Here is a 26,879-nt window from a genome sequence, read left to right on the forward strand (position 1 = left end):
CACCTCCTAGTAATGCCGAACTTTTTTGCGAGGACGACGAACCACACGATTCTTCGCCACAGGCATGTTCTTCTTCTTCGGCAACGGCGCGAAACGCTGCACTCCCCACATAGCCCCTGACAGCGCAACCAACTGACTGATAATTCCCGACCTGCGAGCCCACGCGATACCTCCGTCCTTATCCTCCCGAAGCTCCGCACACGCGATGCCATCACGGATAATCTGCGAATCCTGGAGGAGATAATCACGATCATCAACACCTTGAAGGAACGCCGCAGTCGAGGACTTAACATCAGACCAAGAAAGCTTCGTCACGTCATATCCAGCCTTTTCAAGAGGTGCGACCAGCACTTCAGCAGGCGACTTCGGATCAATAAGAATCGCCATCGGGTTAGCTACCTTAATGACCTCAATGATGGCGTCGACAACCACTTTCACATTAAGAGCACTGTGATAGCCGACCATCCCATAAACCTGATCACCGGCCTTACCACCTAGCGCGATCGAACAGAACTCACGATCAGGAGACGCATCAACACACACCACACTGTGCGACAGCATCGGCGCATCAACGGTCATGACCTCATCAAGATCTTCATCAGAGACCACAGGGGTAAATTCCGTTCCAGTAAGATCTTCAAACCACGAAGCCCACCCAAGCGCTTCCACCCCGAAGTTAATCCGGCCTGCTTCAGTGTTCATACGCTTCATAATCCGAAGCATTTTCTTCCGATCAGAAATGACACCATACGACGGGTTAGAAATCTTCCACGTCTGTTCATCACTCGGGTCAAGTTCTTTCGGTGCTGCATATTCCGCTAGATAAGCAGGCTCCTCCGGATCCCACTCCTCTAATGCCTGCTGCCGCATCGCCGATAAAACTTTCCCGTTCTGATGCTGCGGGAAATCTTTATGCACCGACGACGACATGAAAAACACCTGCGGATCTTCAGCGGCCTGCGAAAGAAACGACAGCGCTGCCATCTCACCATCCGTGAGGTTATAAGCCTCGTCGTAAATCAAAAGATCAATCTTCGTCAAACCACGACCAGCATCTTCAGACCGAGTCGTGAAAACCACTCGACCACCGTTCGCTAAGAAGATTGTCCCCCGGCCCTGCGAACAGGTTTTGCTTGTTACAAGCTTTTGCAGGAACCTGCGGCTCTTAACGATCTTCCAGGTTTCTTCCCACAACTCTTTTGCCGTATCCCACTGCTGAGCAGTGAAAAGGACTTTCTGCCCAAGGACGAAAATTCGGTAAAGCACAACCAAAGCCACAATCAGCGACTTACCGTTCTGACGAGGAACGATCAGAATCGCATCCGAATGCGTCCACTTCCCATCCTCCTGAGTGGCATTCATCGCATTAATTTCATTTTCCTGCCACGGCATCGGCTTCACACCAGCCCGGCGCGCCAGCTCAATGTTTTTCCTACCATGTTCATGATCGCCTGGTGCTTCACGCAGAAAAAGCGGAGACTGTTTGCCCGTCAATTCCGGGAAATCATCAGAGGTCGGATAGTCCTCCCTCTTCGTCAATGTCATCGTTGTCATATGCCTCCCGCCTCCTGTTCACCTCCGCAACAAGCTGCTTAAAGACGACCTCGGTTTGGCGTTGCTCGCGGAGCACATTGCTGATCTCCAACACGAATTCAGTATCAGAATCCCTGTGTGGGATGATTCGCCCCCACTCATGATCATCACGTGACGCCAGCCGGTGCAGCCGATCGAGACGATCCTTAATACGACAGCTCTCAACCACAAGTGCAACAACGTCAGAAGGGTCACGTGAATCGCTCATCCCGTCCCATAATTCCCTACCGCCTGCCTCGAAGGTTTCTAGCTCAAACAGCGCTTCCAGATCATCAGGATTAGGCAACTTTTGGTCATTCCTTTCCGCAGGTCAGGCAAACTTTTTGGGCGAGTGTAAAAAATCCCTGACTGCGGGCCGAAGGGGGGTCAGGGGTTGGGCACCCCATTAAGATTATTAGGGTGCCCTTATATGTGCTGGTCAGGTGCAGAAAGACACGCCACCGAAGCTGAAGCCCGACCCCGAAACCGTCGACGTGTCGAGCGGCTCAGACGGATGACGACCAGTTATTGCTGGGCGAATGTGGTCATTTCGCCCGTCTTGGCGTTGCGAGTTGCATGTGAAGTGAAGCAGCTGATCAGCTTTCGAGCGGTTCTTTGCGCCATCAGCCTCGAGATGATCACGCGCCAATGCCTTTTGATCCCAGTTCTTAGCCTTGTCCTTATGCATCGGCAGTCCACACCACCAGCACGGACTGCCATCTGTGTGTGCGCGTAGTAGGCTTTCGCGTTTTTGCTGGTGTGACCAGCCGTAGCCACGCTCAGTGGTTGTTGCCTGTGCTTGTGGTACTTGGGGTGTTTTGTTGGCGTACCATGCTGCAGCGACTTTTAACATGCTTGCTGGTCGTTCCGCTTTGACTCGACGCATGACGACGTCTTTTCCTGGATCAACCTCGTCGATCACAGCACCAATGCTCTTGTAGTACTGCAGGAGTGTTGGTGATGGTGAGGAGTGAATGATCCATACTGTGTGGTCGCCGTCCATGCTGATTGCTGCGTCGATGGCTGCTTGGCGGGCTTTCTTGGTGATCTGCTTGATGTGTTGGGTGTGCCCATGGTTGGCAGGCTCCAGGCCGGAGAGTTCGTTGGCGATGGTGTCATAGTCGATGGTGACGTCGCCTGACTGGCGTCGGTCTCGTACATAGGTGGACTTGCCGGCTGCTGGTGGACCAGTGACTACGTGGACTGCGACGCTGCCGCGCTTCACCTTGTCCTTGGCTGGTGGTGCGCTGTATTGTCCTGGGCTGTCGAGTTCGCCGGGATCGATGATCTCTGCGTCACGTGGCCACTCACTGCGCCGGTCGTACCAGGAGTCGACGAGGCGGTGTTTGTAGCCCGGCCTGTGTGCTCTACATCTTTGCATGGCTAGGTCATAGCCTGGGTCAATGACGATGAAGCGCGCACCATGCCGGCGCCACTGCGCTGCCTGCGAGTCAGTCAGGTTGGAGATCAGTACCCACACATCAACCTGGTTGCGGTGCTTGATTGCTTCTTGGATGGCTGCTTCCCTCGCAGCCTTGCTGATCTTCTTCGCCGTAGTGGTGTGGTGGTGTTTGGACTCTTGTTGCCCGGTGAGTGCGTTGGTAAGTTCGTCGGATCCAATCTGGATATCTCCCGGCTTGGCAGTGTTTCTCATCCAGGTGGACTTGCCGCAGCCTGGTGAGCCGGTGACGATGTGGAGGGTCATACTCACCTCCTCACCTGTTGTTAAACGTCATTTTCCAGTGTGATCGATGCTGGTATGAGAGTCAGTCTCAGCTCTATGGGGTCTCCGTTGCCACCTGCGTTGAGCAATTCAACGCTGTCCTGCGTGACGAGCACCTCACGTCCGTCGATGGTGATTTTGCCGGAGTTGCTGATTTTCACGTGATTTTCGATAGGTAAGCTCATGCGATTCCCCCTGTTTAGTTTTTTACTGGTGGCCTGCATTTTCTTTTGATTCGCTGTAGGCGGGACGAATCGCCAAGCGCGCCGGGCTATTTAGCTATTCACGATGCTAACCGTGTGTGTTCTGCGTACTCTTCTCGCTTCTTGGCGTATGCAGCCTTACGCTCCCCTAGCTCTTCAACCATTCGGCGATAAGTTCCAAGGTTTTCTTCAGACGAAGCGAACTTCAATATGAGAGATTCGATCTGCCCATCTAAGAAGATTGGTGCGCCTACGATCTGGTACTTACTAAATGAATACCCTCGAAGTGGAGAGCTAGACCAATAAGGCGTGGCGATCACATAGTCTCGCCAGTGCATTCCATTCTCGCGTGCCCAATCGCGGGCTTCATTACGACTTTGAGCAAGGATAAGAAGCTTGTAAGTCATGACCACTCCTATTCAATTGATTATCTTTTGCTGATCATGCAGGATTCGAACCTGCAGCCGTCCGGTTAACAGCCGGATGCTCTGCCATTGAGCTAATGATCAATTGACCACCGCACCTATCCAAAAATGGAAGAGCCGAAGCTCTTATCAGCGCGGTGGAACCTTTTGCGCAAAGCCTAAGCTTTGGAGGGAAACGCGGCCTGACTAATCAAACCGCCTTGCGGTGCTGCGCGGATTTGAACCGCTCTCACGTGACATGCCGGGGATGACTTCCTCCTGCTACCGATTCATGTATGTGCGTGAAGTTATTATCTTCTTCCCGTTCAATTCTTTTGCGGGTCTAACAGCACCTGCTGATCATGCAGGATTCGAACCTGCAACCAACGGCTTTGGAGACCGCCGCTCTGCCAATTGAGCTAATGACCAAAATGTCCGTAACGAGGACCAGTCGCACACAATTCCGCGAATCCGTTTCAGTGTGATCACTTCCCGAGGAGTTGTCGCTCCCGAAAGCCGTTGCCTCGTAGCCCGACAAGGCCGTATGTAGTGGCAACCTCTGTGGGTGATACAGGAGTTGCACCTGCTCTCCGGGGCGCGACCCCGTGCTCTACTCCATGCGCCAATCACCCGAAGATCATCCTTTAACGTCTGATGATCAAAGACGTGACTAAACCCAAATGAGAACCCCACGAACTCACTCAAGGAATAACAAAACCGCACAACCCAGGTTATCGAGGGCGTGCGGTGTCGTCGGTTCGATTGTAGCTGTCACTGTGACAAATGTCTAGGTGTTAGGGCGCCGCCCCTTTTCATGCACTGACATTTTCTGAATCAGCTCCCCCAAAGACCCTGCGACATGAACTCCCAATTCCTCACGATTCACACCAGCAACGGTGTTGCTAACGATCAAAGAACTTAACGCGACGGTGAGCACGTGGATAGCATCTCCCGGAATCGGATCTCCCTTTGGGTACATCTTTACGATATTGTCACCCTCGGCTTCAATGACAAGCGTCCACTTATTCTTCATCTTCCTTACCTTTCAAATGCCTCAAAACATGGCTGAGTCGATAGGTGTTCTTGCCGGCACGCTTCCCCACTTGGATGTGCCCACGTGTTCCCCATTGGCGAAGCTGCTCAGGGGTGATCGTGACACCCACCTTTTCGAGTTTTTGGATGATGACAGGCGCGAGCTGCCACGGCTCTTGGCGTTGAGGAATGTCCTCTTCGTGGGGAATGTTTCGTGCAATGAAAGTGATTTGCGAGCGGACCGTTTCGCCAACAGTTTCATCAGCGATAGGCCATTCAGACAACGGGTTAGCTTTGAGATACAGCCAGTCACAGAGGTCTGGGCCGCTGAAAAGGTTGCCAGCTTCCGGATGATTCTTCGGATAAGCCAAAGATTCATGCGGCGCGATATTGTTTCTTGCATCCGCTGCGACCTCGTGAAGATCTCTGACCAGATCAATCTTCGTGTGCATTGGCCACGATTGGGCTGGTGCTTGAGAACCAGGCGCCGACTTCATGATGCGCTCTGATCGGACGATCTTTTGATACTTCAGCTGATCCAATTCCAGATATCCGCGCTTCAACTTTTGGACATCGTTTCGGAATTCGAATTCATCCACCGGTCAATACCTCCACAGTTTCATGATGTGCTCTTCATGGGCTTCCACTTTTTGTGATTCATGGCGGATAAACCGCGCGAGCAAGACAATGAAGATAAGGCCGGCTGCAATTCCACATAGTACTAGCCATTCCTGGTAGATCAGTGCACCGACTGCTCCTGGGATAGCCAGCATGATCCAAAGGAGGACTGTTGCTGTGAAGGCTGGTTTTGATCGATCGGGTTTAAGTTTTGGGGGTTCCTTCATAGCGCTCTCTTTCTGGGCAATTATGTAGGTCGAGCAAGGGCCGGTTTTTGATTTGTGCGAGTTCACGCCTCACCCCGAAAACATAGATGTATTTTCCTTTGATCCGGAGGAACCTGCCATCAGGGTGAGGTGTCGGATCAAGGGGGAACCAACGACCATGGTCAGTTCCCCACTTGATTTTTCGTCCGCACAAATTACAAAGATTCACTGCGCTTTTTCGTGGAAGCCGAGTGATTTCACCATCGCCATTGACGATTTCACTAAAGCTGCGGAAGCGATCAGGTCGTAGGCTGCTCTGTGTGGGATGGCGACATCTTTCGATAATCCGTGCTCTTCGATCATTGCGTGGGTCAATGATTCAGAAAGATCAGAGATAGCGGTTTCTATCTCGGGTTGGTTTTCTTCGTGGAATTGGGACAGTGCCGCGAACTTCGCTGATGTGGCGTCCAATGATCGGTAATGGAACCTTTGGTGAAGTTTTGGCATGTACTCATCTAGGAAGCTTCGATCAAAGGTGATCGATGATCCAAGCATGGGAAGTTGCTCATCGGTGTATTCATCAATGAGGTCACACAGTGAGTCTTCCACTTCTCTACGACGCGGATTATCTGATGTAAGGATGTCGTCGATCAAGCCGTTTTTGGTGTGCATTTCTTTGACGACTTCTGGCATGCTGTGAACCATTTTGGTGAAGTATTTTTGGTCGTATCCGATGACTTGCGAGGTCACGTGGATCAAATTCAGGTTGGTATCAAAAAACCCCACTCCGACTTCCAAAATGGAATCGTTGTGGGGGTCCAGGCCGGTGGTCTCTATGTCGAGTCCGATGTATGCGGGTTTCATTCTTTCCTTTCGGTAAGTGTGAGCACTTCGTTGTGTGGTCGTGCTAGATCCATGAGTGTGTTGAGGTCGATGGTTTCGTGTGTGTCGGCGATTGCTCTGCAGAGGCGTTCAAATCTATCCATGCGTATTTTCAGTGTTCTACGGAATCGAACGTAGGTTCCCCTGGTGGCGTATTCGATCATCATGTCTCTAGGAATGAACGTCATCGTGAATGGTTTTACAACCACTCTGGACACGATATATTCCATGCCGTCTGAATTGGTGTTGGTGATGGCGAGGTGTTTCTTTTCGAATTCGTTATCCACGTCGTTCCCTTTCGATGATTGCAATGACTTTATTGGTGTGGTCGGTGTAGATCGTGGATCCGCATTCGTCGATTTCGAGAAGCCCAAGGCGTTCGAAGGTTTCGAGGGATTCTTTCGAGAGTCCGCGTTTCCCTCTGGCGAAGTCCAGGAGCGCCAGCCTGAGAGGTGGGGTGAGCTTGTCGGCAATTTCTTGGGGTGTCATGGGTAGATTCCTTTCTGTGGGTTCCATGGGGCCATTGCTTTTGTGGCGCAGAGTCTGCAGAGCTTGGCCCTATAGGTTGATTTTTGGCATTGGATGCAGCGCTCCCCTTTTCTTTTCCGCTGCACATTCCTGATCTGGTGGTCGTGTTGTTCGCAGTGCCCCACCAGGGAGGCATGAAAACGCGGCTGGTCACATCCCAAGCACACACATTGATCAGGTGCTACGGGTTGAAGAAATTCGTGGATCCAGCCGCGTTGATAGGGGTTACGCTTTTTTACTGCCCGGCGCGCTGCCATCGTATTTTTCGTTGGTGGTTGATTTGCGCGCGGAGGATGCTGTTTTCTTGTTTGAGTACTGCGTTTTCGATGATGAGTTCTTGGTGTTGGATGGTGAGTTTGGAGATGGCGTCGACCAGGTTGTGCACGAGGAGTCGGTGTGCTTTCTTTGCGTTGCCGATTTCCTCGTAGGTGCTTGGGATTACTTGGAAGGGGAATTCCAGTTGGCTTAGGTCGTCATAGTTCACTGTTTTTTCGGTTTCTCGGCGGTCCATTTTTTAGCCTCTTCTTTGAGTACTTGAGTGACGGTCGATGATCGGTAGTTCTTTTTGAACACTGGGTGCCGCTGGATGATCTCGGCGGCTTGGTCGAACATGTAGTACATTTCTTGGTCCGGGATTTGCCGGTTCCCGTTTTCGTCGAACTCTTCTGGGAATTCAGGCCAGGTGAATTCGTGCTCTTCAGAGCCCGGCGCGACAATTGATTGTTTGATCAGTGTCGCGTTAGTTTCTTTGAGGTCTTGGTTTTCCTTCACCAGGTGGGTGATGACATCAACTAGCTGGTCGATGGTGGATCGCCTGGATGTTGTTGGCCCGATGTTGATGAAGCCATGTGGTCCTGTCATTTGGTTTCCTCCTTGTTTATGAGGTTTCTTGTGGTGATCAGACAGGCAATGAGCTTGTCTAGGTCTTCAGGTTTGATCGCGGTCAGTCGTTCACCCGTGGCGAGTGTTGCCTCGGAGGCTTCTTCATCGCCGAAGATGACGATGAACTGCGGGCCGTATTTGTCAGTGGGTGCTACGCATCCGGCACCTGGGAATGTTGCGCTGACAGAACCACCCATATCGGTGACATGTGGCTCCGGAAGTTCTCGAATGAGTAGGCCAGCAACATCTAAAGCGTGGGCAATGTATTTGGGTATATCGTTTTCTACGCCCCGATAACGTGGCGCATCGATAATCGCTTTGTGAATTATTTCCACCGCACGTCGTTGATTACTCATTGTTTTCCCTTTCGTTGTGAAGTAGCTGCATGGCTTTAGCGAAAGCCATAGTCGCGTGCCTGTCGCTGGTTTCTGGTCTCATGAAGATTCCTACACGTCCGTCGTTTTGCGCCCAGACCACAGCACTCAAGTTGTCTGGAATCCGTGGTGTCATCACTGGCTCAGTCATAGGTTTTCCTCTTCTAGTAGGCGTTCGACCGCTTTAATGCACTCGTTGTGGATTCGGGAGCCTCGGGTGATATGGATGAGGCTTCTGCGATTAACGACCCTCCCCCGCCTGGATACGCCGTGACTGCCTGCATAGTTTTCACTGGCATAGTGGTACGTTTCCGACCAATCTTCTCCCCATTCGTTTGTAGGAAGCTTTCTGCGAATATGAAAATCCCCAAGGTTTTTGGTGGTGGTTGGGTCGATGCGACTAGCTACATAGGCATATTCCTTACGCTGCTTACTCATTGCTTCGTTCCTTTTCTTGTATCCAAAGAAGGCGCCGACCACAATGAGTCGACGCCTTCAAAAAACTTGCATAGGGACAGTCCCTAACCAGATCGGGTATAAAAATTAACCCCTAAGGGTTATGCCGAATCCTCGGCCCAGGGTGAGCAATATCGATGAAACCTCTTCGTCTCATACCTGCCACCATTCGAATCAGGATTAACAATCCTGTAATCAATCTCCTCCTCCATGCCGGCATAAAAATCAGCCCCACGGAAAAGGATTAAAGCAACAGCCGCCGGAATATGATGCACATGCTTTTCAGCCCACGCACGCACCTCATCCGGATTGACCGTGATCACCACATCAACATTCTCACGATTCCCGGAATCTGATCTCAACATCAATCTTCTCCATCTCAGCCTGCACAATCCCTCTCACTGCGAAATAAGCACACAACACCGACAGCGCAATAAACACCGGATAATCAAACGCCCGCTGAATCGTGAAACCAATCAGCACCGACCAGAAAATCGCACGCCACTCAACACCAACAAAAAGACCTTTAAGAAACCTCATCAAACACCCTCCTCCTGCGCGCCGGGAACAAACTCTTCAATCGGCGACACACGTCGACGACACACCCGAGTCGCACACTTCAACTCAATCTCCTCCTGGAACTTGATTGCCTCATCTGCAGTGGGGAACCACTTCCCATCAAGCGGATCCTGAGCTAAACACACCACAGTCGACGCCACACGCCACTCACCATCAGAAGCAAGCACCTGGACGCCATAGACATAAACCTCTTCGGATAGCGCCTGGACCACCTTCGGGAACTCGACCAAAGTATCCGCAAAAACTTGTGTAAAGGTCTCCGCCAGCAAAAGAGGAACATTCATCCAAGGATGCTTAGTCGAAATCTCAAAAACATCACCCTCAACATCAAAACTCGATCCCCATTCTTGCTTCATAACCTCCTTGGCGGCGATCTCTTTAGCACGCGAAAAAATGTCACTCATGGGAATAATTCCCCCTTTCCGAAATCGGAGCGCAACCCCAGCCGGAATCAACCTTCACAAGAATCGTCCCGTACAGACACCGGCTTGCCGGAGGGTTCGTGTGACTATGCGCTTCACAACCAGCGAACGCGAAAAATATACAAATGATCGTTATGGCGATGCCCGCAACACCTGCACGGAATTGACGCGTCTCATTATCGACCGGAACTTTTTCAGTCATCGGCCATCACCCTCCCACGCCGGTGAATCCGAGGCGTCGACAAGCTCAATCGGAATGATCGCCTCCGGAAGGTAATTGATCTGGTAGCGGTAGGGGCTGATATCCGTACCCGCCAAATCCTCAAGCGTGTAAGTAATTGTTGGTGACAGGCCGATGAAGTGCTTCTTGAAAGACCCATCCTCATTCTTCACCGTGATCTCAAGCTGCCCATCAGCATTATCCGACTTGATCGAAAGGTAACCGACGATCTCCATCAAAGGCTTATCCGTGATCGTATTGATCATCACCACACGACGAGGAACATTGAAATTATCCGCTTCCCTACTCAAGTTGTAGGACGCGCGATCAGCCTGAGTACCACAAGATACAAGAGCCAAAGCAGTCACCGCAGCCATAGCAGCGACAAGAGTTTTACGAATCTTCATCAGAACCTCCTAAAATATTTGGATTAATAACCTTGATGTCAAGCAGCTCCGCAAGATGATGCTCAATCTGAGCACCACGCGAAGTTTCCCAACCAGGAAGCATGAAAATGCAATCCGCCTCCATCAACTTTCGCAACGAGTCCCGCATGTAATACGTCCACGGCTTCTCCGAACCCGCAGAGGGTGGCTGCAACGGCATACCATTATCACGATGCGCCGGACTGATAATCGAAAACTCAGCCTCCAACTGATATGCCGCATGATGAAAAGCCGGATAATTGAAATACTCAATACCAGTCATCGGACCCGAAATGAACACCCGCGGCTTAAACGTTGTCATTGCCACCACCCTCATTGAAATAGTGAACCGCCAGGAGACACTCCCCTAGCGGTTTCAATTTATTGGCGGTGATCTTGATGCAGCTTCCATGAGAATCTTCAAGGACAACTCCAGCGCCTGAACGTCCGACTACAAGTTTTAGATTTCCATTCAGGAATAACTTTTCCGCCGGAATGGCAGGCCCCTCCGGAACATCCGTTTTGTCGCTGGCGACCAGGAACCGAATCTTCCTAAACGCCTCCATCATCAACGCATAGCTTCCCTCACTCCCAGCCATTGCCTCTCTTACACCTTGTTTCAGCTGCAGAAGATCGGTGTCCATATCGGCAATGTGCTCGAGCAAAGACTCAACCTGTTGATCCTCTTTGAAGAGCTTCTTCTTCGCGTCGACAAGCTCACGCTCAGCTCTTTCCACCTGCACATTCGCATGAGCAAGCTCATTTCGCGACTTCGCCAACTCATCTTGAACATCACTCAAGTCCTTTTCCGCAGACTGCGCCCTGCCCCAATACTCCTCACGAGCAGCAAACCACGAATCAGCATCCTTTTTCGCCAAATCGCCAGCAGAAGTAGCCATTGATAAATCAAACTTCAGCGTCTTAATTTCCGCCTGCAGCTCAGTAACAATCTTGTGATGCGCCCTCATCAGCTGCTCCACAATCCCCGGCGCGACGATTGGGTTTTCTTGGTTGGTCATTAGACTTTCCCTTCCAATCTTTTAATGTTGTTACTCCGAACCTGCAAACCCACCGAATTCAAAACAAGGCTGCCCATGTTTGGCCCACGCTTCGGAAAATGAACCAATTCCTGATCCCTCAAATACTTCACAACCACGGGCGGCAAATGCTGAACATCCGCACCAGGCTCAATTGAACGAATATGCTTCCTCACACCACTTGGCAGCCACCTGTCTTTCTCGTTTGCTGTATTCTGCGACGGCTTCAACGTCGACGGAGAAAACGAATTCCCCTGATCCACATCATCAATAAAACTCACGAGCACTCACCTACAGCCTTAAGCCGCGAGAAAATATCGTAAAAATCATCAGGAAAATCATCCGGATCACGATCCGCAGCCCCAAGGTCTTTTTCATAAGCTCGAGCACTCTGCCCCGCATAGATCAAGCACCAAAGGTTGTAGCCACCTGGATCCCCCTCAGGGAAATGATGAAACTTCGTAGGCCAGCCTGCCTTCAGCTCACACACCAGGTAACTGTCCTCGCTGTGCTCATCCGCGTAAGCGAACCGGATCACCTCATCAGGGAACATCGTTGACAAATTGACGATCACCTTCGTCGGAGGGGCCCAAGAAGTAGTGAAATGAAGATCTCCATCCTTAAGCTCAGTTTCATAAGCGTTCGAGGAAGTCCCCCACGTATCGCGACGACAATCCGCCGAATCCAAGTACTCAGGCTCAATCACCTTCGCGAAATCGACCTGGCCTTTATCGCCCATCAAAAAATCGAGCACCGGCTGCGATGCTCGAACAATGTTCTTCGTGTCATTAGCCACGGCCCATCTCCTTATATCTTCTAGGTGTCCGATACGGATACCTAGACGCAAGCACCTTCAAATCCCGATCACGGTCAATCGACAGACGATGCCTCTCGATTACCTTCTTTGCCGCCCGAATCAGACCAGACCGAAAAACGTAAGCATCGAGCAACACATTCCCGAGCTCAGCACCGTCATCCGAATTCACCAACACAAAATACGGGCCCACCAAAGAATCCTGCTTTCGAAACTCCCAATGAGTTCCAGGATCCGGATCGGGTAGAAAAATATCCTTCACAACTCCTCCTTCAAAAAAGCAATCCAATGTGTCTTACTAGCTCGACCACTCCGATGCCCATACATCGGCTTATGCGAGGTCAAAGACAGAACCTCCGACACCGGAATTTGATCTTCATTCCATTTAAAAATCAGCGTCCCGTTTGGTTTCAGCACCCGAAAGCACTCAGAAAAACCAGCCGCCAAATCATCCCGCCACGAGGAAAGTAGCGCGCCGTATTTTGCGCGAGTCCACGCTTTTGGGCCTAGTCGCTCCAAATGTGGAGGATTAAAAACCACATGCCGGAAACTTGCATCAGGGAAAGGTAAATCCCGAAAATCACCCACAACATCAGGATCAATAATCAATGATCTACCATCGCACAAAACGTGCTCCTCTTGTCGCTGGTCAAGGAAGACAGCGCGATCATCACCACGGTCAAACCACATCATGCGGCTCCCCGCAGTCACATCAAGAACCGGCTTCAACTGATGCACCTCCCTAGAAATGTTTAAAGCCCCACAACCTGCGGGGCTTGATCATCCATCCAAACTTTCAACGTCAACCACATCCTGGGTTTCGCACCACGAGGATGGTGATAAATAATCGGCTCCGGCTTAGCCATAAAAACCGGAGTGTCATCCTCAACAAGGCCATAACCAGGACTCGTTTTTGCCCCCTTCGCAATCGCATCGCAAATCGGCTTGAGCGTGGCCACCAAATTATCCGTATCTCGCCGAACATTATTCTTCGGCAAAAAATGCAGCTGCACCGACACAAAATCACCCTTCGGCACCTTATGACGGCGCATCAAAAACACGGTGGTATCCCTGACCTCCTGGATAATCTTCGCCCGACCAAACATCGCTCCGCGCGAAGCACCAGAATCATTCATCGACAACGGCGGATCCAACCACGGCAAATCAACATCCACCTCGAAATCAGGATCCCGATCAGGAACACCACCCAACGGAACAAACTCCATCACACCGCAGCCTTAGAAAGATACTTCAGCGCATCCAGATTCTCTGTCGACATACCAGCCCACCGCACCAACTCGTCCGGGAGCTGCACCTCCACAAGCGGCAACTCCAACCAACCTTCCTGGCGCATGAGCTCCTGCTTCTCCGGAAAATCATCCAGCTGCAATTCTTTAACCGGAACACCCATCGCAATAAGTGCCTTCATCGTCGCACGACACTTCATGCACCGAGGACGCGAATACACAACCGCAGAAAACTTAGACACGGGAATCACCTTCCTTCATCATTTCCTTGTACTCATCCATCGTGAAATACCTGCCTCCGATGACCACTGCCTCAATCGGCGGCCCCATAGGTTGAGGTTTGTAAATCTTCGCGTTAGCTTTCTGGTTTACCTCCCGGATGATCGCCTGGACTTCTGCCATCGTGTATGACTTTTCATCCACAGAAATCCGGATCATTGACGGGGAAACCGGAACCTCCACAACGCGAGATTCAAACTCATGCTTTTCAAGCACAATCTCAGCCGCAGCTACAGCCCCGATATCGGCCTTGTCCATCCATTCAGAGGAATAGCCCTGGACATGTTTTTCACTATTGAGCACACGATTAGCCCACTCAACAGCTTTTTGAAGCTTTTCCTTATCCACAAAAACTCCTTCCAAAAAGAACCCGGCGCGCCAAAACCTGTTGTGGTTTGGTGGGTCGGGTTAAAAAATTGCTAGTTGGTGTGCTGGTGGGTTCCAGCGCCACCATTTCTTGCCGTCGTAGTCGGATGAAGTGCATTGGTCTTTTTTGATGTTTTGGACCGTGCACGCTTGGGGGGTGTTGACTTCATGGTGTTCGCCTTCGTATTCAATGACCGCCTTGATACGGATCGGATAGTACCTGTCACCAGTTTCTTCGGTGATGACATCGACCAGGGGGTGATAGCCGTAGGTGGCGTGTCCCATCGATTCTGGTTTCGACCAGATCCTGTGCCCAATGAAAAGATGCAGGTTTTCGATGTATACGGAGGCTGTTACAAGGTCAGTCATCGAGCGTTCCTACGATGCTTGAACTTCAACCGCTTATAGGCGTCGAAATGATCTGGGACTTCCCAACCATAGGCCCACGCTTGCTGGCTAAACTTCTCCCACTTCCACATGTTGGATTGGACCTTTTCAGCCTGCTCTTGGCGAGTCCATCGCTTCATGCGCTGGTGGATTGAGTAGAAACGATCCCACGCATTCTTAGTTTCCTGCGTGATGTCCTCGTCTTTGAATTTCGTTTTTGGGGTGAGATATGGGTTATTCGCCATGATCATTCCCTAGAACGGTGGTTCTGAATCGTCTGGCGCTGAGAAGCCACCAGATCCAGCTGGTGGTGCAGAATTCCACGGATCATTATCTGGAGCAGCCTGCGGTTGATTACCACTGAACCCACCCTGACCTTGATTACCGAAACCACCAGACTGTGCAGCATTCGCCTCACGAGAATTTGAGTACTGTGTCGACTGCTCACGAGGATTCCTCACCACATTCGCATAAGCGAAAGTCAACGCCGGGCCAACATAATCCGCCAAAATCTCATAACTACTTCGCTTCTCGCCCTCACGAGTTTCATACTGACGCTGCTGAAGCTTGCCCACCACAATTGCCTGCATCCCCTTTTCCAGAGACTCCGCAACATTCTCGGCCTGCTTCCGCCACACATTCACCTTCAGGAAGAGCGGTTCCCCGTCCTCCCACTGATTCGATTGCCTGTTGAAAACCTTAGGGGTCGACGCAATCCGAAAATCAGCCACCGCGGCACCCGAAGGTGTAAACCTCAACTCCGGAGACGCAACCAGATTGCCAACCACCGTGATTGGAGTATCGCCGATTGCCATTTAAAAACTTCCTTCCTCACCATGCTGCATACGAGCACGAGTAATAATTTCCTTCGCCGCAGACGAAAAAGACACCATCGAATCAACCTCCACAGTCGGAGGAGGCTTCGGCAACGCAGCCTGCTTAGCCCTACCCAACGCCAACATTCGATCCCTTTCTTCCAACCGGCGCGCCCTGATTGCCCGTAATTCGCTTTTAAACGGCTCTTTGTCGGACTGGATGCGTGCGTGGCGAACAATGTCTTGTACACCCGGCTTTGCGCCTTCTGCGGCGTCCTCTGATCCGTAGAACGACACAACCGCAGCGAACCAGAGGCCCGGTGGGTAATCAGGACGTTTTGCGAAGATCATCGCCCAGGCGTCCGCAGTCGTCTTCCCTGTCACCGGATTGATCTCCGGATTAGGGAAATATTTATCGATCGTCTTGCAGGACGCCAAGACCTTGGCGGCGACACCGGGATAATTGATCGACCCATCAGCGTTGTAATTTGGGATATCTTGCTGATTCATCGTCGCCTCCTAAAACAAACTTTCGTCATCGATGACTGTGTGCCCAGTGGAGAAATCCTGAGTTGGTTGAGGCTGTTGCCCAAGCCAATGCCGAGGATCATTGCCAAATCCAGATGATCGACCATTGTGCGATCGTGCCGGAGTTTGTTCCGCAGCCCGACGGATCCACAATCTCCACGCAGCGTTCCAATCTCGCTTCCGAGAATTGGCACCAGACGAGGCATTCCAGTGATCAGTAAATTTGGAATGTTCTCGCTCAAGATCGACGTGAGGATTTTCTTGTTTCATCGCGTCGATGACGCGCTGATCCGGCATCCACTTTTCAGGAAGACGTTCACCGCGAGAATTGCTTTTCTTTGGGGGCTGTCCCCCTTGGGGGACTACAGGGGGTTGGTCATTCTTTGTTATTTCTCCTTGATCATTCTTAGTGTCCATTTTTTGGAGCGGTGCCGCTCCATTTTTTGGAGCGGTGACCACTCCATTTTTTGGAGCGGTGGTTTCCGTTTCTACCGCTCCACTTTTTGGAGACGGTGAATCCTTTTTAAGACGCTCGGCAACGAAATCCGCATCGATTTTCCACAAATTATCCGCATGGAAAATGTAGTGATTCGAGGCGAATTTTCCGCCATCGCCATCAACCTTTTTGACCGTGATCAAACCTAGCTTTTCCAGATTGTCTAAAGCCTTAGCAATCGTTGTTGGCGCCATGCCGGTCTGCTCTTTGATCGTCGAATAGCTCGCATTAAAGCCCGCCGAATGTGTCAGCAAATTAATCAAAAGCGCCAACGTTGAATATGGAAGCCTTGACCTGCCTAGACCATTAGGGATGCTCAGCCAACCAGTCTGACCCTGGATGCTGATACTCATAATCCCCTCCTCTCAGTTAAATTTGTTCAGGGAAATTCGGTTGATCAGACCCCAGATGTAAAATCCATTTATTGATCTCCGGGGTAAGCGCATACCAGCCAGACGCAACACGTGAATCACGATTGAATGATTCCTCACGCTTATGCAGCAAAGTGGTACCGCCGTATTCCCACGCCAAAAGCACAGGATTCACACCAGGTGAAAAGGCTTTAATCTTCCTCATCATCTGGCTCAAGTTCACGGTCTTGCCGATGCGCACAATTCCTAAACCGATAGCGCCGATGTAGTACACCACCTCGGCATGCCTCGTATTCGGCGGCGTAGGTAAAGCTCTAGTACCGACACTCATGAATCCTCCTTTTCAAGTGATTGGAATAAATCAAGAAGGGCGTCGAGAAATTTCACGGTGAACTTTTCGACGCCCTTATGCTGAAGCCACACTTTTAAGTCATCGCGCGCTTCGAAAGAATGACCCACCAGGATCCTCCTAAATGGGCAAAATGAACTGATCCCCCATACTTTCTGCCGGAGGATCAGGAATAGATTTAATGATCGGTTCCGGTTCGATCACCCGTTCTGGTTGATTGGGTAGAAAATTGACAGGCCGCTCAATAATCTCAAGCGGCCTGAAGTTCGTACGCAGCGTCCACCAATCAACTGGACCGAAACGGCTTTTGATGACAACAGGGCGTGCCTTTCGAAAAGGCACGCCCTGGACGTAGACATGAGGACCCGAAACAACTCGACCAAGATGATCACCGAAATCGCACCACATAATCGTGGCTAACTCGGACTCTCCGGTGTCCTCTTTCCATACGTCGATAAGCTCGACAAACTCCGAATCAAGGCCTGTTTTTGGCTCAGGGTGTGTCCACACCTTGTGTCCTAAAAAGTCAGCCAAATACTTCTTCGGAATCGAGCAATCCTCTGTCAGCTCCGACATGCTCAAACCTCCCATCAGGGAATAATTTCACCTCTGAGCTACGCCGAATCACCGTCACATTTTCAGGCTCATAATTCATTTTCACCAGCCAGCCAGAGGCATAAGAAAGTGCCGGATGAGCATGAATATAGGTATGACATACATGACACACATCAAGAAGATTTTCGATGGTGTGTTCGCGACCTGAAATCTTCCTATGATGACGATGCTCGCCACGCATAGTGCACCCAATACCGGTCAGAAGGATCTCGCAATTACCGCCAGACCTCGCCTCAACCTGAGCCACGACGCGCTTAGGTATCTGCTTTGTTTTCTTGCTCATAAACCTCTCCCAGCCATCGGATAAGCCGCATTCAAGCCCTTGGCCTGAGTCTGCAAAGAAGAAAGCATGTCCTTGAGGCCATAAAGATAATCACGTGCGTACTCATACGCGGCCTGGTTGTGATCTCGTTCTTCGAGATACTTGGCGGTCTCAAGGGTTGCTTTTGTTTCTGCATCTGCATGGCTCAAGCCCTGTCCACGATAAAAATCTTTGATCCGAGCTTTCTCCAAGCGGTAAAGCCTCTCGGATTCTTTCGCGGAAATATTGGCGCGTTTGACCTTCCCGACGCCCTCTTCGATACGATCCGCAGTAATACGGATACGCCTCTCAACCTCGACAGGATCGAGAGGCCTGCCATAATCAGATCCATCCATCGTGAATCAAGACCCCAGCCATAACCCCACAAGCAACAAAAGCAAAGCCATAAGCAAAAACCATGAACTTCATCGCTGCAGGAAAATAGCAGTCAACATCATCCTCCAAAGAAGGCTTAAAAACATCGACCGCTATTGCCAGATCAAGAAGCCCCCGATCTACTCCCATGCCTGCACCGCCGCAGGAGCCGGACCATCAAGAACCGGAGACTGCAAACCTTCCTGAGCCTGCTCAACCAAAGCAGCCCACGCACCCTCAACCAAAAACTCAAGGTTCAAAATGCGGTAGCCCAGCTTCAAACCGTTTTCATTCGCGTCATAGCGGAAATCAAGATGCACATGAATCGGCTCAATCGAATCACGGAAAATCGGAAGACGAAGAATGATCTGCTCTGGAATCTCAATCTCGCCGGTGGTCTTGGCCTTCGTATTCTCCACGTAAGAGAAACGCACATCACCAGACTGGACACGGACACCAGACTCAAACTCAGCGGTCTTCGTCGCAGTGAAAGTACGCGCGATCTGCATGACATCCGCAGCAGTAGGCTCCACAATCGTATGGCGAAGATCCTGCAGCATCTCAGCGAACATCATCTGATTCATGAACTGATCATTCAGCTTCAGCCACATTGCGAAATCAGGGTGGAAATCAGTCGAATACTGGATCCGGTGATCCTTCCAGCTAGCGAAGTTAATCACCGTGGTGATCTTTCGTTCCTTCAAATCGGAGAACGTCACCGCGGCATTATCCTCTTCGCCGGCAAGCAAAATACCCTCAAGCTGCTTCAGAGATTCGACACTCTTCACAAAGGTGGTGCCACGACGACGAATCGGATCAGCCAAGAACTTCTCATGAGTGCGGAAGTCCAGGCGCTCATCCTGCTTATGGACAGTGGAGTGGACCGCGATCGGCGCCAGCACACTATCCTCTGAGCCTGCGATGATTTCCTCTGATCGATCCGCGATGCTCAGAGCAAGATCCATTACGACACCATTTTCGGTATCTTCATTTTCATTAAAGTGAGACATATCTTTTTCCTCTTTCCTTATGCCTTATGGCGTGGTTCGCTGAAATCGACGATGTCAGCATTTCGGTTTACAAGTGCAAGCTGAGATGGATGCTCGCGAGATGGCTTGCCATCATTGCCCACGAAGAACAATGTTTCGCCGCGATCAAGCTGTGGAGCCTTCGCCGCGATCTTCGTGCCAATGCGGATCATGTCCGCTTTCTTATCCCACGCAGTGCTGATCGTCATCGTGAGAGAACCAGATTTGCCAGTTGCTTTCACCGCAGCGATGACTTCAAGAAGCTTCTCGCCGAGCTCCTGGGATGCGCGCCCCTTATCTAGCTCGGACAGGAACTTTGTGAAGTCCATATCGACTTCGGTCTTTTCTTTTTCTGACATGTTTTCCTCCTTGTATTTTCGATTCATGCAGCTAGTCCATTTGCTTTAGCGTCGACAGTGCGACGAGGGATTCTCCAACCACCAATGCGGAAAGGTTTCAAATCGTCGAGCTTCCCCTTGATGAGCTGGTCATAAAGCGTCGACTCGCCCACCCCAAGGACTTCTGCAGCTTCTTTGACGGTGTAGGTTTTCGACTCACTCATAATCGATCCCCAAAATCTGATGTAAAGGCACCGTAATTGGATCCGGATCAGATTCTTTCTTCACCCAGATTCCATCTTTAGCCAGCGCAATGAGATGAAGATTCCCAGAATGCCCCACTGCTTTCACAGCGGTCTTCCCGAAAATCAAGCACTGCAAAATTTCATCAAGCGTCCACTTCTTCAAAAGCTTCACTGTGCTTTCTCCTGCTTGATTCGCCGCACAATCTGCAAAGCCTCATAAGCCACCGGAGTTGAATCACGCTTCCACCGATGGCGTTTCTCACCGTCCTGCACTTTCATGGATGGTCTTTGCTGAGTAGCATTGGTCATGATGATTTCCTCCCTAGGAAACTCGAAGCCCCTGACAGCTGATATCTGTCAGGGGCTTATCTTTTTGGATTACGGTGGCGCAGGTGCATCAGCGAAGAATTAAGGAACAACGCCAGAAAGGGATACACCTTGGATGCATACGCGGAACATCCTTTAACGCCACCAAGTGCCTGCACCAGGATTCGAACCTGGGACCCACAGATTAAAAGTCAGTTGCTCTACCACTGAGCTACACAGGCCTACACGCCAGGACATGCCCGGCGCGATTTTTCATGCTGCAGGTCTTGCTTCTTGTGATTCTGCCCATTGCCAGAAAGTTAGGGTTCCCGCTCGGCGCATGCGTTGGGCAATTTGCATTGCTCCGGATACTGCTTCGCCGCGGGCTTCGTAGTCTCGTTGTCTGGCGCGATCTTCGGTTTGTGCCCATAGTTCGAAGTCTCGTGGTGTTGCGTCTCGGAGGCGGACTCGTTCTTTAAGGAGTTTGATTTGTCCATCGACGATTGACATGTTTTCAAGTGCGATTGGTTCGTTGACCATTTGTTGCCAGTTGAAGGGCAGTGCTTCTTCTTGGAAGAATTCGCGCATGAGTTGGTTGCCGGCTCTAGTTGCTTTGCCTTCAACTTCTTTCGCGATTGTTCGGATGTAATCGCGGACAACGTGCTTTATTTCAAGATCGGCTTTATTGGGGTCGATTTTGTCAGCTACATCGTCGATCCATTTCCTATCGTCCATGGAGTAGCGTGCAGGCCTGGATTTGCTCAGTTCCTTTTTAAGGAGTTCACGAAGGTTCGACATTGTTTTCTCCTTTCAGATATTTGGTTTCGATGTCTAGAAAGTCTGCGCGTTTTTGAGGTGGAAGAACACTGAGTATTTCCTCACGCTCTGGGTGATCTGCCATATCAATCCCTGTTTGGAATGATGAGATAAAGGACTCGAGGTAGCGTGCCATCCTTTCGATGCGGTCTTGCCGTACACGGCGTTTTTCTTCCTCTTCGCGTTTTCGCGCTTCTTCTAATGCTCGAGCTTCGCGGTCGAATTCCTGGTATGCGGCGTATGCTTCCCTCGAGGTTGCAAAGACACCTTCAGGCTTTGAAGCTAACCATTCCTGGGCTACAGGGTGATCTTCGAAATATTGATCCGCGTAAGCTTCGCGGTCTGCTTCGTCTTTTGCTGCTTCAACTTTTCGGCGTTCAATGTTCTCAAGCCGCTCTTTCTCCCGGCGAGCTTCCTCATACTTGGCATTGAGAGAAGTTGCACCGTCGCGTACCTCTTCGAGATGCGCAGGGCCAAGGATATCCAGGACCATTCCTGACTGGTGGACCGCCTTTTGCATGGATGAATTCTGAAGATCTTCAGAATTCAACTGGCCGTACTTCCATCGCCCATTCTTACGTCGTTCGTGACCGAGAATAAGTGCAACCGACGCCGCCGCGATCTGCACTGTCATGGATTCGCGACGACCGGTGGTATTCACGCCGATGACGAACTCTTTAAAGTCATCATCGTCACCTTCACGAGTCTCAAATGTCGGTTCGACCCCGGCGCGCTTACATGCTTCCAGTCGATTCCTACCATCGAGCACTAGCCCATCAGGGGTGAGGATAATTGGATGGATCAGCCCTACTGTCGAGACGGACGCTGTCAGCTCTTCGAGCTCTTCTTCGGAGGCCATGGGGAATTCATCGGCATAAGGATGATTGCCTTTAATTGCTAAATTCATTTCTAGATCTTTCCTTTTACTCCCCGGCGCGGCCTGTGGTGTCGGAGCCGAGTAGCTCGCGCAGAATGTTGTTCACTGCGGTCTCGCCGGTGATGTCACTGTGTGTGATTGAGCGGTACTCATCAGGCGTTTCGGCCTGGACGATGAACTTATCCATTCTCTTTTTGATCGCTAAGGCGACTTTTCGTGCACGTGGCAGGGAAATTGTCGTTCCGTTATCGATGGCGAACTTTTGGGCATGCTGAATTAGCTCAGAAATTGGCATGGCAAATCTACCTTTGCTCCGACACCCCGGACGTGAATACCGCAGGTGGATGAAAATGATGTTTCTTTAAACTTTCAGGCCAGCAAGGGAGCTAAGCTCCTCCTGCACCTGGGACAGAGACTCACTCAAAACCTTGAATTGAGCGACCTCCATAGGCGTGTGCCTTAGCTTGATGAGGCCATCTGGTGTGCGAAACGCTTTCAGCCAGAGATCCATCAGCTCCGCGCACTGCCTGAGCAAATCATTCAGGTGATTACTCTGCGGACTGCTCACAGCTCGGCCCTGCGCTTAGTGGCCTCACCGATCAGGCGAGTAATCCTTGGGATGAAGAAGAGCAAACTCATGACCTGACGATCCTCTTCCTTGGTCAGACGATCACGCTGATGACCGACCTCATCTAAAGCGATCGAATCAAAGCATTCACCGACAAACTGCGCGAACTCCATGAGCTCTTCGATCTGTGCGTCCAATTGTGCTGCGGTGGTAGGATTTTTCTTGGTGGTCTCGGAGTGCATGTCCGGGACCTCCTTTCACTTATAAGGGCGAATTAAGCCGCTTGCTTCTGATGTGGGTGGGCTGGAATGTACTCAACCCATGGGCTCAGGTTGAAGCCTGACCCCTGAATGACCGCGACGTGCGCAGCCATGATTGGACTAATCGCCGCGCCGTGACGCATACGATCGACCTCTTCAGCCGTAACGCCGAGGATCGCGGCAACCTGAAAATCTGATTCCAGGTTTCGATCCAGCTTGATCTTTTCGATCACACCCTGGCGAAGACGGATCTTCTGCATTTCCTGCCACCTCCTAGGTGTCTCACGTGGAATGCTTCCTTACTGCAACCACTGATGTAAGCATGCACCAAGCGCTGAAACTTGTCAACCCACATGGTCAACACGTGCTGTAATGGCGCAAAACATGCAGGTGTTGCACTATTTATTGAGTGATGATAAAATTCATCACATGGACATTGGAACATGGTTGGACCACCTAATCGGAGACGACAGCCGCCGAAATGCAGCGAAGAAGATTGGTCTCGACAACAGCACGATCAGTCGCCAGCTCTCCCGCCACCACACGCTCTCCCCAGAGGTTGTCATCGCACTATGCCGTGCATACGACTACCCGCCAGTCGATGGCCTTGTAGAAACTGGGCACCTGAAGGACCACGAGGTTAAAGGCGTTGGGGTGAAAGCAGCGCTTAAATACGCCACCAATAAAGACCTCCACGATGAAATGATCGATCGCGTTGACCCAGACGCCACCGGAAACTTCGATATTGAAGCGGTCGAATACTTCCAGGGGACCGAAGGCGAGATCACCCCGAACTTCTCAAACGTCACTTCGCTTCATTCATCTCATGTCGCACCACTAAGCGATGATGAGATCGCTGACGCTATCCGCGAAGCGAACGAGATGCCACAAGCAGCTCATACCGACGATGGAATCGAATACACGGAACCCGAATCACCATAAGGAGGAGGGGTGGATCTGGATAAAATCGCCGAACTCTTCGGGGTGCACGTCATAGAAACTTATGATTTACACCCCGAGTGGGACGGCATGTACCTCCACCACCGGCGCCTCATCCTCCTCAGGAAAGGCCTCGACCCATGGAAAAAACGCTCAATTTTCGCCCACGAACTGGGGCATGCGTTCTACCGCGACGAAACCCACGGGGACACCCGACTAGAGAAAAGAGCCAATGAATACGCAGCACTCCTCCTCATAAGCAAAGATGAATACAGGGCAGCAGAACTCCTGCACGGCCCTCACCCCGGCGCGATTGCGCACGAACTCGGCGTCACCCCGGACGTCGTGAACACTTGGCGCGACATTTACATACGCGCCCTAACCTGATAGGAACTTAAAATGACCACCCCACAAAACTCAGCCCAGCAGCCTATGCACCAGGACCCCACCCAGAAGCCTAAGAAGAAGGGTGGCTGCATGAAGTGGGGAGGAATTGGCGTCGGTGCCATCATCCTCATCGCCATCGGATCATCACTAGCTGGCGGTGGTGACGACAATGACACAACCGCAGCTCCGAGCAGCATCTCAGCCCCTGCAGAAGCAGGAGCAGATCCAGGAATCGTAGAGGAAGCTGCCGTCGATGAAGTACCTACTGAGTACCGCTCCGCACTAAAGAAAGCTGAAAGCTACATCCGCACTATGCCAATGTCCAAGGATGGCCTTTACGACCAGCTGACTAGCGAATTCGACCAATTCTCGCCAGAATCCGCCCAGTACGCAGTGGATACCGTGGAGGCTAACTGGAATGAATTAGCCCTCAAGAAAGCGCAGTCCTACCAGGAGACAATGAGCATGTCTCCTGCAGCCATTTACGATCAGCTGGTCAGCCAGTTCGAAAAGTTCACTCCGGAGCAGGCACAGTACGCTCTCGATAACCTGTAAAACACAAAAAATTCCCCCTGTGCACGCCCGTCGCCAAACGATATGCACAGAGGGAATCTTAAGACATTAAAAACAGATATCCAGATTTTCTGAATCCAGACAGGAACCAGTGTACCAATGGGTGTTCAACGACGGCCAAAAAAGGGCTCAGCGCAAGATAGAGGTCAAAAACCTCGGTGGGTAGGGCGCTACCGAGACCACTCGGGGAAAGAATATTCCAAAACTTTCCATACCGAAAAAGAAGCAAAAGCGTGGGTTGGTGAAAAAGAGCGATCACTACGCCGCGGCGAGTGGGTCAGCCCAGAGGACGAGGCCACCACTTTGCTTGATCTTGCCAAAGAGTGGAAAGACGAAGCGACTAAGCCTAATACGATCGCTAATCGAAAAGCATTAGTCGATAATCTTGGGAAGCTCGGTGGCATCCCACTCAATAAAATTATTCCAGGCGATATCAGCGCCTGGAATAGAACGCTTTTAGAGGGACGCCCATGGAAAGACGGAAAGCCGATGTCCTCATCGACCGTCGCAGTCATGACCGGACAAGTTGCCGGCCTACTGAATCGTGCACACCAGGACCGCATTCTCACCCATATCCCAAGAATCTCAGCACCTAAAGCCCCACCAAAAATGGCGGTCTCAAGGCAAGACCTTGCAACGCCTCAAGAATTAGCCCAGATCCTAGATCTAGCCCACGAAGGTAAGAAGAGAAAGACTGGTGCTCCTACCCCGCCGAGGATTTGGCTTGAGCACATGATCCAAGTAGCGCTCGGCACCGGCATGCGTGTCAGTGAGATTGGCGCACTCTTCCCTGAAGATCTCGATGTGCTCAAGCTTCAATTATCGGTCGTGCGCCAGGTGCTCCCCGGAGGTCGAAAAACTGGGCCGCTGAAAACCGAGAGACCCAGAACCATTCCGATTCCGAAGAGCGTGTCAGATATTCTTGAATCAAGGATCAAGGATCTTAATGTAGGCCCTGGAAAGCCGATCTTCCCATATACGGGTGAGTCAAAATTCGAGGATCGTATTTACCACGACCGAAACTCGACGGGGCGCACGCTCGCCCGCATCATTGAGGTTTTAGAAATGCGGGAAATCACTTTCCATGATTTCCGCCACTACTATGCATCCGTCCTCATCGCCGAAGGTGCCGCCGTCGCCGATGTCCAGGAGGCCCTTGGACACGCCAACGCATCCACGACTTTGAATACTTACACGCACCTTTTCGGCAATCACGATGAGCGCACGCGGGCAGCCGCAAATTCTGCGGTCGACTACGTGCGGGCAGCGCGCGGGCAAATCACCGCTAGTGAAGCTGGTGATCAGCTCGACAAGAAGCGTCGAGCCAGGTCACAGGCTTAGCTAAACTCTGGATCTTCCGTTCGTGACCTCTTGATTTCAAAGAAGTGCGGATAGCTTGCGAGCTTGAAGGAAGCGTCGAAGATCTCTCCTGCTTCCTCGCCGCGTGGGATGCGGGTGAGCACTGGGCCGAAGAAGGCGGTGTCGCCGAGCTTGACCACTGGGGTTCCGACATCGTTGCCGACCTCGTCCATTGCGGTCTGGTGGAATGCGCGAAGTGCGTCGTCCCATTCGGTGGTGTCTGCAACTTCACCAAGTGCAGCGTCTAGGCCGACCTCTTCAAGTGCCTCTGCAATGACATCATTGAAGGAACCTTCGATTGGTCCGCGACCGTCGTTGTGGATGCGGGTACCCATTGCGGTGTACAGGTCGCCGAGCTTGTCAGCATGGTCGGTGGCGACAGCTGCGAAAACGCGTGCTGGTCCCCATGCAGCCTTCATGCGCTCCTTGTAATCCTCTGGGAGATCACGGCCGTCGTTTAGGACAGCGAGGCTCATTGGAACCCACTGGATTTCAATATCGCGGACTTGTTCGACTTCCATAATCCAGCGGGAGGTGACCCAGCAGAATGGGCAGGTGGTATCGAACCAGAAGGTTACTTTTTGAGCCATGTTATTTCCTCTTTCTTAAAGTTTTCTAGCAATCCACACTAGGCGCGAACTATCGTGGTGTCATTGCGCACCTTCTAAGGGTAGCGC

The 26,879-nt window shown here is 51.3% G+C and carries 53 protein-coding genes and 3 tRNA genes; 4 read left to right on the top strand and 52 right to left on the bottom strand.

The genetic code is table 11. From position 1 onward, the window contains the following. Positions 1-6: 6 nt before the first annotated feature. The 51 genes from KW808_RS12155 to KW808_RS12405 all read right to left on the bottom strand — a co-directional run bounded on the left by KW808_RS12155 (position 7) and on the right by KW808_RS12405 (position 23,204). Entirely contained in the window at positions 7-1,545 is a 1,539-nt protein-coding gene (locus KW808_RS12155) for a terminase large subunit domain-containing protein (RefSeq protein WP_003859186.1), read from the bottom strand. Then, on the bottom strand, positions 1,508-1,879 hold the full coding sequence (locus KW808_RS12160; RefSeq protein ID WP_003859185.1) for a hypothetical protein: 372 nt from the start codon (positions 1,877-1,879) through the stop codon (positions 1,508-1,510). Before KW808_RS12160 ends, KW808_RS12155 begins: the two co-directional genes overlap by 38 nt. 132 nt (positions 1,880-2,011) lie before the next feature. After that, positions 2,012-3,277, bottom strand: coding sequence for an AAA family ATPase (locus KW808_RS12165; RefSeq protein ID WP_003859184.1), 1,266 nt, complete (start codon positions 3,275-3,277; stop codon positions 2,012-2,014). A 20-nt stretch (positions 3,278-3,297) separates the two neighbouring features. Next, a complete protein-coding gene (locus tag KW808_RS12170; protein WP_003859183.1) occupies positions 3,298-3,480 on the bottom strand; it encodes a hypothetical protein in 183 nt (60 codons plus the stop codon). Between the two features lie 98 nt (positions 3,481-3,578). Then, positions 3,579-3,905 carry a hypothetical protein gene (locus tag KW808_RS12175; RefSeq protein WP_003859182.1) on the bottom strand — a complete coding sequence of 109 codons (327 nt, stop codon included), beginning with the start codon at positions 3,903-3,905 and terminating at the stop codon, positions 3,579-3,581. 30 nt (positions 3,906-3,935) lie between these two features. Beyond that, a tRNA-Asn gene (locus KW808_RS12180) sits at positions 3,936-4,007 on the bottom strand. Positions 4,008-4,258: 251 nt separating this feature from the next. Further along, positions 4,259-4,331, bottom strand: a tRNA-Trp gene (locus KW808_RS12185). 358 nt (positions 4,332-4,689) lie between these two features. Then, positions 4,690-4,935, bottom strand: a complete 246-nt coding sequence (locus tag KW808_RS12190) for a hypothetical protein (RefSeq protein ID WP_003859181.1) — start codon at positions 4,933-4,935, stop codon at positions 4,690-4,692. Further along, the gene (locus KW808_RS12195) at positions 4,925-5,533 is read right to left on the bottom strand and encodes a hypothetical protein (RefSeq protein ID WP_003859180.1); all 609 of its coding nucleotides are present in this window, start codon (positions 5,531-5,533) and stop codon (positions 4,925-4,927) included. The genes KW808_RS12190 and KW808_RS12195 overlap by 11 nt, the downstream gene beginning before the upstream one ends. A gap of 3 nt (positions 5,534-5,536) precedes the next feature. Beyond that, positions 5,537-5,779, bottom strand: a complete 243-nt coding sequence (locus tag KW808_RS12200) for a hypothetical protein (RefSeq protein WP_003859179.1) — start codon at positions 5,777-5,779, stop codon at positions 5,537-5,539. 204 nt (positions 5,780-5,983) lie between these two features. Continuing rightward, entirely contained in the window at positions 5,984-6,622 is a 639-nt protein-coding gene (locus KW808_RS12205) for an exonuclease domain-containing protein (protein ID WP_003859178.1), read from the bottom strand. Continuing rightward, on the bottom strand, positions 6,619-6,927 hold the full coding sequence (locus tag KW808_RS12210) for a hypothetical protein (protein ID WP_003859177.1): 309 nt from the start codon (positions 6,925-6,927) through the stop codon (positions 6,619-6,621). The genes KW808_RS12205 and KW808_RS12210 overlap by 4 nt, the downstream gene beginning before the upstream one ends. Next, positions 6,920-7,129 carry a hypothetical protein gene (locus tag KW808_RS12215; protein ID WP_003859176.1) on the bottom strand — a complete coding sequence of 70 codons (210 nt, stop codon included), beginning with the start codon at positions 7,127-7,129 and terminating at the stop codon, positions 6,920-6,922. The genes KW808_RS12210 and KW808_RS12215 overlap by 8 nt, the downstream gene beginning before the upstream one ends. Before the next feature lie 274 nt (positions 7,130-7,403). Continuing rightward, positions 7,404-7,679 (bottom strand): hypothetical protein, encoded by a 276-nt coding sequence (locus KW808_RS12220; protein WP_003859175.1) that lies wholly within the window; start codon positions 7,677-7,679, stop codon positions 7,404-7,406. After that, positions 7,649-8,029 (bottom strand): hypothetical protein, encoded by a 381-nt coding sequence (locus KW808_RS12225; RefSeq protein WP_003859173.1) that lies wholly within the window; start codon positions 8,027-8,029, stop codon positions 7,649-7,651. Before KW808_RS12225 ends, KW808_RS12220 begins: the two co-directional genes overlap by 31 nt. After that, the gene (locus tag KW808_RS12230) at positions 8,026-8,406 is read right to left on the bottom strand and encodes a hypothetical protein (RefSeq protein ID WP_003859172.1); all 381 of its coding nucleotides are present in this window, start codon (positions 8,404-8,406) and stop codon (positions 8,026-8,028) included. Before KW808_RS12230 ends, KW808_RS12225 begins: the two co-directional genes overlap by 4 nt. Continuing rightward, positions 8,399-8,575: a hypothetical protein gene (locus KW808_RS12235; RefSeq protein ID WP_003859170.1), complete on the bottom strand. Its 177-nt coding sequence runs from the start codon at positions 8,573-8,575 to the stop codon at positions 8,399-8,401. The genes KW808_RS12230 and KW808_RS12235 overlap by 8 nt, the downstream gene beginning before the upstream one ends. Then, positions 8,572-8,862 carry a hypothetical protein gene (locus tag KW808_RS12240; protein ID WP_144290603.1) on the bottom strand — a complete coding sequence of 97 codons (291 nt, stop codon included), beginning with the start codon at positions 8,860-8,862 and terminating at the stop codon, positions 8,572-8,574. The genes KW808_RS12235 and KW808_RS12240 overlap by 4 nt, the downstream gene beginning before the upstream one ends. Before the next feature lie 119 nt (positions 8,863-8,981). After that, positions 8,982-9,245 carry a hypothetical protein gene (locus KW808_RS12245; RefSeq protein ID WP_046552194.1) on the bottom strand — a complete coding sequence of 88 codons (264 nt, stop codon included), beginning with the start codon at positions 9,243-9,245 and terminating at the stop codon, positions 8,982-8,984. Further along, positions 9,217-9,420 carry a hypothetical protein gene (locus KW808_RS12250; RefSeq protein ID WP_003859163.1) on the bottom strand — a complete coding sequence of 68 codons (204 nt, stop codon included), beginning with the start codon at positions 9,418-9,420 and terminating at the stop codon, positions 9,217-9,219. Before KW808_RS12250 ends, KW808_RS12245 begins: the two co-directional genes overlap by 29 nt. Continuing rightward, positions 9,420-9,863: a hypothetical protein gene (locus KW808_RS12255; RefSeq protein ID WP_003859161.1), complete on the bottom strand. Its 444-nt coding sequence runs from the start codon at positions 9,861-9,863 to the stop codon at positions 9,420-9,422. Before KW808_RS12255 ends, KW808_RS12250 begins: the two co-directional genes overlap by 1 nt. Positions 9,864-10,079: 216 nt before the next feature. Next, positions 10,080-10,508, bottom strand: coding sequence for a beta-sandwich lipoprotein (locus tag KW808_RS12260; RefSeq protein WP_003859155.1), 429 nt, complete (start codon positions 10,506-10,508; stop codon positions 10,080-10,082). Further along, positions 10,495-10,848, bottom strand: a complete 354-nt coding sequence (locus KW808_RS12265; RefSeq protein WP_003859153.1) for a DUF4406 domain-containing protein — start codon at positions 10,846-10,848, stop codon at positions 10,495-10,497. Before KW808_RS12265 ends, KW808_RS12260 begins: the two co-directional genes overlap by 14 nt. After that, positions 10,835-11,545: a hypothetical protein gene (locus KW808_RS12270; RefSeq protein ID WP_003859151.1), complete on the bottom strand. Its 711-nt coding sequence runs from the start codon at positions 11,543-11,545 to the stop codon at positions 10,835-10,837. Before KW808_RS12270 ends, KW808_RS12265 begins: the two co-directional genes overlap by 14 nt. Continuing rightward, positions 11,545-11,844 (bottom strand): hypothetical protein, encoded by a 300-nt coding sequence (locus KW808_RS12275; protein ID WP_003859149.1) that lies wholly within the window; start codon positions 11,842-11,844, stop codon positions 11,545-11,547. Before KW808_RS12275 ends, KW808_RS12270 begins: the two co-directional genes overlap by 1 nt. Then, the gene (locus KW808_RS12280; RefSeq protein ID WP_003859147.1) at positions 11,841-12,359 is read right to left on the bottom strand and encodes a DUF1281 family ferredoxin-like fold protein; all 519 of its coding nucleotides are present in this window, start codon (positions 12,357-12,359) and stop codon (positions 11,841-11,843) included. Before KW808_RS12280 ends, KW808_RS12275 begins: the two co-directional genes overlap by 4 nt. After that, entirely contained in the window at positions 12,352-12,639 is a 288-nt protein-coding gene (locus KW808_RS12285) for a hypothetical protein (RefSeq protein ID WP_003859145.1), read from the bottom strand. Before KW808_RS12285 ends, KW808_RS12280 begins: the two co-directional genes overlap by 8 nt. After that, positions 12,636-13,106 (bottom strand): TRM11 family methyltransferase, encoded by a 471-nt coding sequence (locus KW808_RS12290; RefSeq protein ID WP_003859143.1) that lies wholly within the window; start codon positions 13,104-13,106, stop codon positions 12,636-12,638. The genes KW808_RS12285 and KW808_RS12290 overlap by 4 nt, the downstream gene beginning before the upstream one ends. 23 nt (positions 13,107-13,129) lie before the next feature. Beyond that, the gene (locus KW808_RS12295; RefSeq protein ID WP_230622970.1) at positions 13,130-13,588 is read right to left on the bottom strand and encodes a hypothetical protein; all 459 of its coding nucleotides are present in this window, start codon (positions 13,586-13,588) and stop codon (positions 13,130-13,132) included. Between the two features lie 14 nt (positions 13,589-13,602). After that, positions 13,603-13,866, bottom strand: a complete 264-nt coding sequence (locus tag KW808_RS12300) for a glutaredoxin domain-containing protein (protein WP_003859140.1) — start codon at positions 13,864-13,866, stop codon at positions 13,603-13,605. Next, positions 13,859-14,251, bottom strand: coding sequence for a hypothetical protein (locus tag KW808_RS12305; protein ID WP_003859139.1), 393 nt, complete (start codon positions 14,249-14,251; stop codon positions 13,859-13,861). The genes KW808_RS12300 and KW808_RS12305 overlap by 8 nt, the downstream gene beginning before the upstream one ends. A gap of 60 nt (positions 14,252-14,311) precedes the next feature. Continuing rightward, positions 14,312-14,638 carry a hypothetical protein gene (locus tag KW808_RS12310; protein ID WP_003859137.1) on the bottom strand — a complete coding sequence of 109 codons (327 nt, stop codon included), beginning with the start codon at positions 14,636-14,638 and terminating at the stop codon, positions 14,312-14,314. Next, positions 14,635-14,901, bottom strand: a complete 267-nt coding sequence (locus KW808_RS12315; protein WP_003859136.1) for a hypothetical protein — start codon at positions 14,899-14,901, stop codon at positions 14,635-14,637. Before KW808_RS12315 ends, KW808_RS12310 begins: the two co-directional genes overlap by 4 nt. Before the next feature lie 9 nt (positions 14,902-14,910). Then, a complete protein-coding gene (locus KW808_RS12320) occupies positions 14,911-15,471 on the bottom strand; it encodes a single-stranded DNA-binding protein (protein WP_003859134.1) in 561 nt (186 codons plus the stop codon). Continuing rightward, positions 15,472-15,981 (bottom strand): hypothetical protein, encoded by a 510-nt coding sequence (locus KW808_RS12325; protein WP_003859132.1) that lies wholly within the window; start codon positions 15,979-15,981, stop codon positions 15,472-15,474. Between the two features lie 9 nt (positions 15,982-15,990). Then, complete coding sequence (locus KW808_RS12330) at positions 15,991-16,767, bottom strand: helix-turn-helix domain-containing protein (RefSeq protein ID WP_158024324.1); 777 nt, start codon at positions 16,765-16,767, stop codon at positions 15,991-15,993. Between the two features lie 97 nt (positions 16,768-16,864). Further along, positions 16,865-17,197, bottom strand: a complete 333-nt coding sequence (locus tag KW808_RS12335) for a hypothetical protein (protein ID WP_144290604.1) — start codon at positions 17,195-17,197, stop codon at positions 16,865-16,867. A gap of 138 nt (positions 17,198-17,335) precedes the next feature. Then, positions 17,336-17,791, bottom strand: coding sequence for a hypothetical protein (locus KW808_RS12340; RefSeq protein WP_144290605.1), 456 nt, complete (start codon positions 17,789-17,791; stop codon positions 17,336-17,338). Continuing rightward, positions 17,742-18,113, bottom strand: coding sequence for a hypothetical protein (locus KW808_RS12345; RefSeq protein WP_003859121.1), 372 nt, complete (start codon positions 18,111-18,113; stop codon positions 17,742-17,744). Before KW808_RS12345 ends, KW808_RS12340 begins: the two co-directional genes overlap by 50 nt. Beyond that, positions 18,110-18,487 (bottom strand): hypothetical protein, encoded by a 378-nt coding sequence (locus KW808_RS12350; RefSeq protein ID WP_040072904.1) that lies wholly within the window; start codon positions 18,485-18,487, stop codon positions 18,110-18,112. The genes KW808_RS12345 and KW808_RS12350 overlap by 4 nt, the downstream gene beginning before the upstream one ends. Before the next feature lie 159 nt (positions 18,488-18,646). After that, positions 18,647-19,516: a DUF2303 family protein gene (locus KW808_RS12355; RefSeq protein ID WP_040072906.1), complete on the bottom strand. Its 870-nt coding sequence runs from the start codon at positions 19,514-19,516 to the stop codon at positions 18,647-18,649. A gap of 17 nt (positions 19,517-19,533) precedes the next feature. Beyond that, positions 19,534-19,893 (bottom strand): YfdP family phage-associated protein, encoded by a 360-nt coding sequence (locus KW808_RS12360; protein WP_044394326.1) that lies wholly within the window; start codon positions 19,891-19,893, stop codon positions 19,534-19,536. 23 nt (positions 19,894-19,916) lie between these two features. After that, positions 19,917-20,096 (bottom strand): helix-turn-helix domain-containing protein, encoded by a 180-nt coding sequence (locus KW808_RS12365; protein WP_040072907.1) that lies wholly within the window; start codon positions 20,094-20,096, stop codon positions 19,917-19,919. Beyond that, complete coding sequence (locus KW808_RS12370) at positions 20,089-20,289, bottom strand: hypothetical protein (RefSeq protein ID WP_040072908.1); 201 nt, start codon at positions 20,287-20,289, stop codon at positions 20,089-20,091. Before KW808_RS12370 ends, KW808_RS12365 begins: the two co-directional genes overlap by 8 nt. Next, on the bottom strand, positions 20,286-20,426 hold the full coding sequence (locus KW808_RS12375; protein ID WP_155392850.1) for a hypothetical protein: 141 nt from the start codon (positions 20,424-20,426) through the stop codon (positions 20,286-20,288). The genes KW808_RS12370 and KW808_RS12375 overlap by 4 nt, the downstream gene beginning before the upstream one ends. 167 nt (positions 20,427-20,593) lie before the next feature. Then, positions 20,594-20,665, bottom strand: a tRNA-Lys gene (locus KW808_RS12380). Positions 20,666-20,696: 31 nt separating this feature from the next. Continuing rightward, a complete protein-coding gene (locus tag KW808_RS12385) occupies positions 20,697-21,221 on the bottom strand; it encodes a hypothetical protein (RefSeq protein ID WP_040072909.1) in 525 nt (174 codons plus the stop codon). Then, positions 21,205-22,146 (bottom strand): ParB N-terminal domain-containing protein, encoded by a 942-nt coding sequence (locus tag KW808_RS12390; protein ID WP_040072910.1) that lies wholly within the window; start codon positions 22,144-22,146, stop codon positions 21,205-21,207. Before KW808_RS12390 ends, KW808_RS12385 begins: the two co-directional genes overlap by 17 nt. 16 nt (positions 22,147-22,162) lie before the next feature. Next, entirely contained in the window at positions 22,163-22,411 is a 249-nt protein-coding gene (locus KW808_RS12395; protein ID WP_040072911.1) for a hypothetical protein, read from the bottom strand. Between the two features lie 269 nt (positions 22,412-22,680). Continuing rightward, on the bottom strand, positions 22,681-22,926 hold the full coding sequence (locus KW808_RS12400; RefSeq protein WP_040072913.1) for a hypothetical protein: 246 nt from the start codon (positions 22,924-22,926) through the stop codon (positions 22,681-22,683). Between the two features lie 32 nt (positions 22,927-22,958). Beyond that, entirely contained in the window at positions 22,959-23,204 is a 246-nt protein-coding gene (locus tag KW808_RS12405) for a hypothetical protein (protein WP_040072914.1), read from the bottom strand. 169 nt (positions 23,205-23,373) lie between these two features. Between KW808_RS12405 and KW808_RS12410 the strand changes: the two genes are divergently transcribed. The 4 genes from KW808_RS12410 to KW808_RS12425 all read left to right on the top strand — a co-directional run bounded on the left by KW808_RS12410 (position 23,374) and on the right by KW808_RS12425 (position 26,184). Then, positions 23,374-23,886, top strand: a complete 513-nt coding sequence (locus KW808_RS12410; RefSeq protein ID WP_196296747.1) for a helix-turn-helix domain-containing protein — start codon at positions 23,374-23,376, stop codon at positions 23,884-23,886. A gap of 9 nt (positions 23,887-23,895) precedes the next feature. Beyond that, positions 23,896-24,270, top strand: a complete 375-nt coding sequence (locus KW808_RS12415) for an ImmA/IrrE family metallo-endopeptidase (protein WP_046552195.1) — start codon at positions 23,896-23,898, stop codon at positions 24,268-24,270. A gap of 12 nt (positions 24,271-24,282) precedes the next feature. Continuing rightward, on the top strand, positions 24,283-24,825 hold the full coding sequence (locus tag KW808_RS12420) for an Ltp family lipoprotein (RefSeq protein ID WP_040072916.1): 543 nt from the start codon (positions 24,283-24,285) through the stop codon (positions 24,823-24,825). A 117-nt stretch (positions 24,826-24,942) separates the two neighbouring features. Further along, positions 24,943-26,184, top strand: a complete 1,242-nt coding sequence (locus KW808_RS12425; protein ID WP_046552196.1) for a tyrosine-type recombinase/integrase — start codon at positions 24,943-24,945, stop codon at positions 26,182-26,184. On the opposite strand, the gene KW808_RS12430 is transcribed toward KW808_RS12425, so the two are convergent. Beyond that, positions 26,181-26,792 carry a mycothiol-dependent nitroreductase Rv2466c family protein gene (locus tag KW808_RS12430; protein WP_040072918.1) on the bottom strand — a complete coding sequence of 204 codons (612 nt, stop codon included), beginning with the start codon at positions 26,790-26,792 and terminating at the stop codon, positions 26,181-26,183. The two genes, KW808_RS12425 and KW808_RS12430, sit on opposite strands and share 4 nt — an antisense overlap. Positions 26,793-26,879: the final 87 nt, after the last annotated feature.

Source organism: [Brevibacterium] flavum (assembly GCF_019317305.1).
Taxonomy (GTDB): Bacteria; Actinomycetota; Actinomycetes; order Mycobacteriales; family Mycobacteriaceae; genus Corynebacterium; species Corynebacterium glutamicum.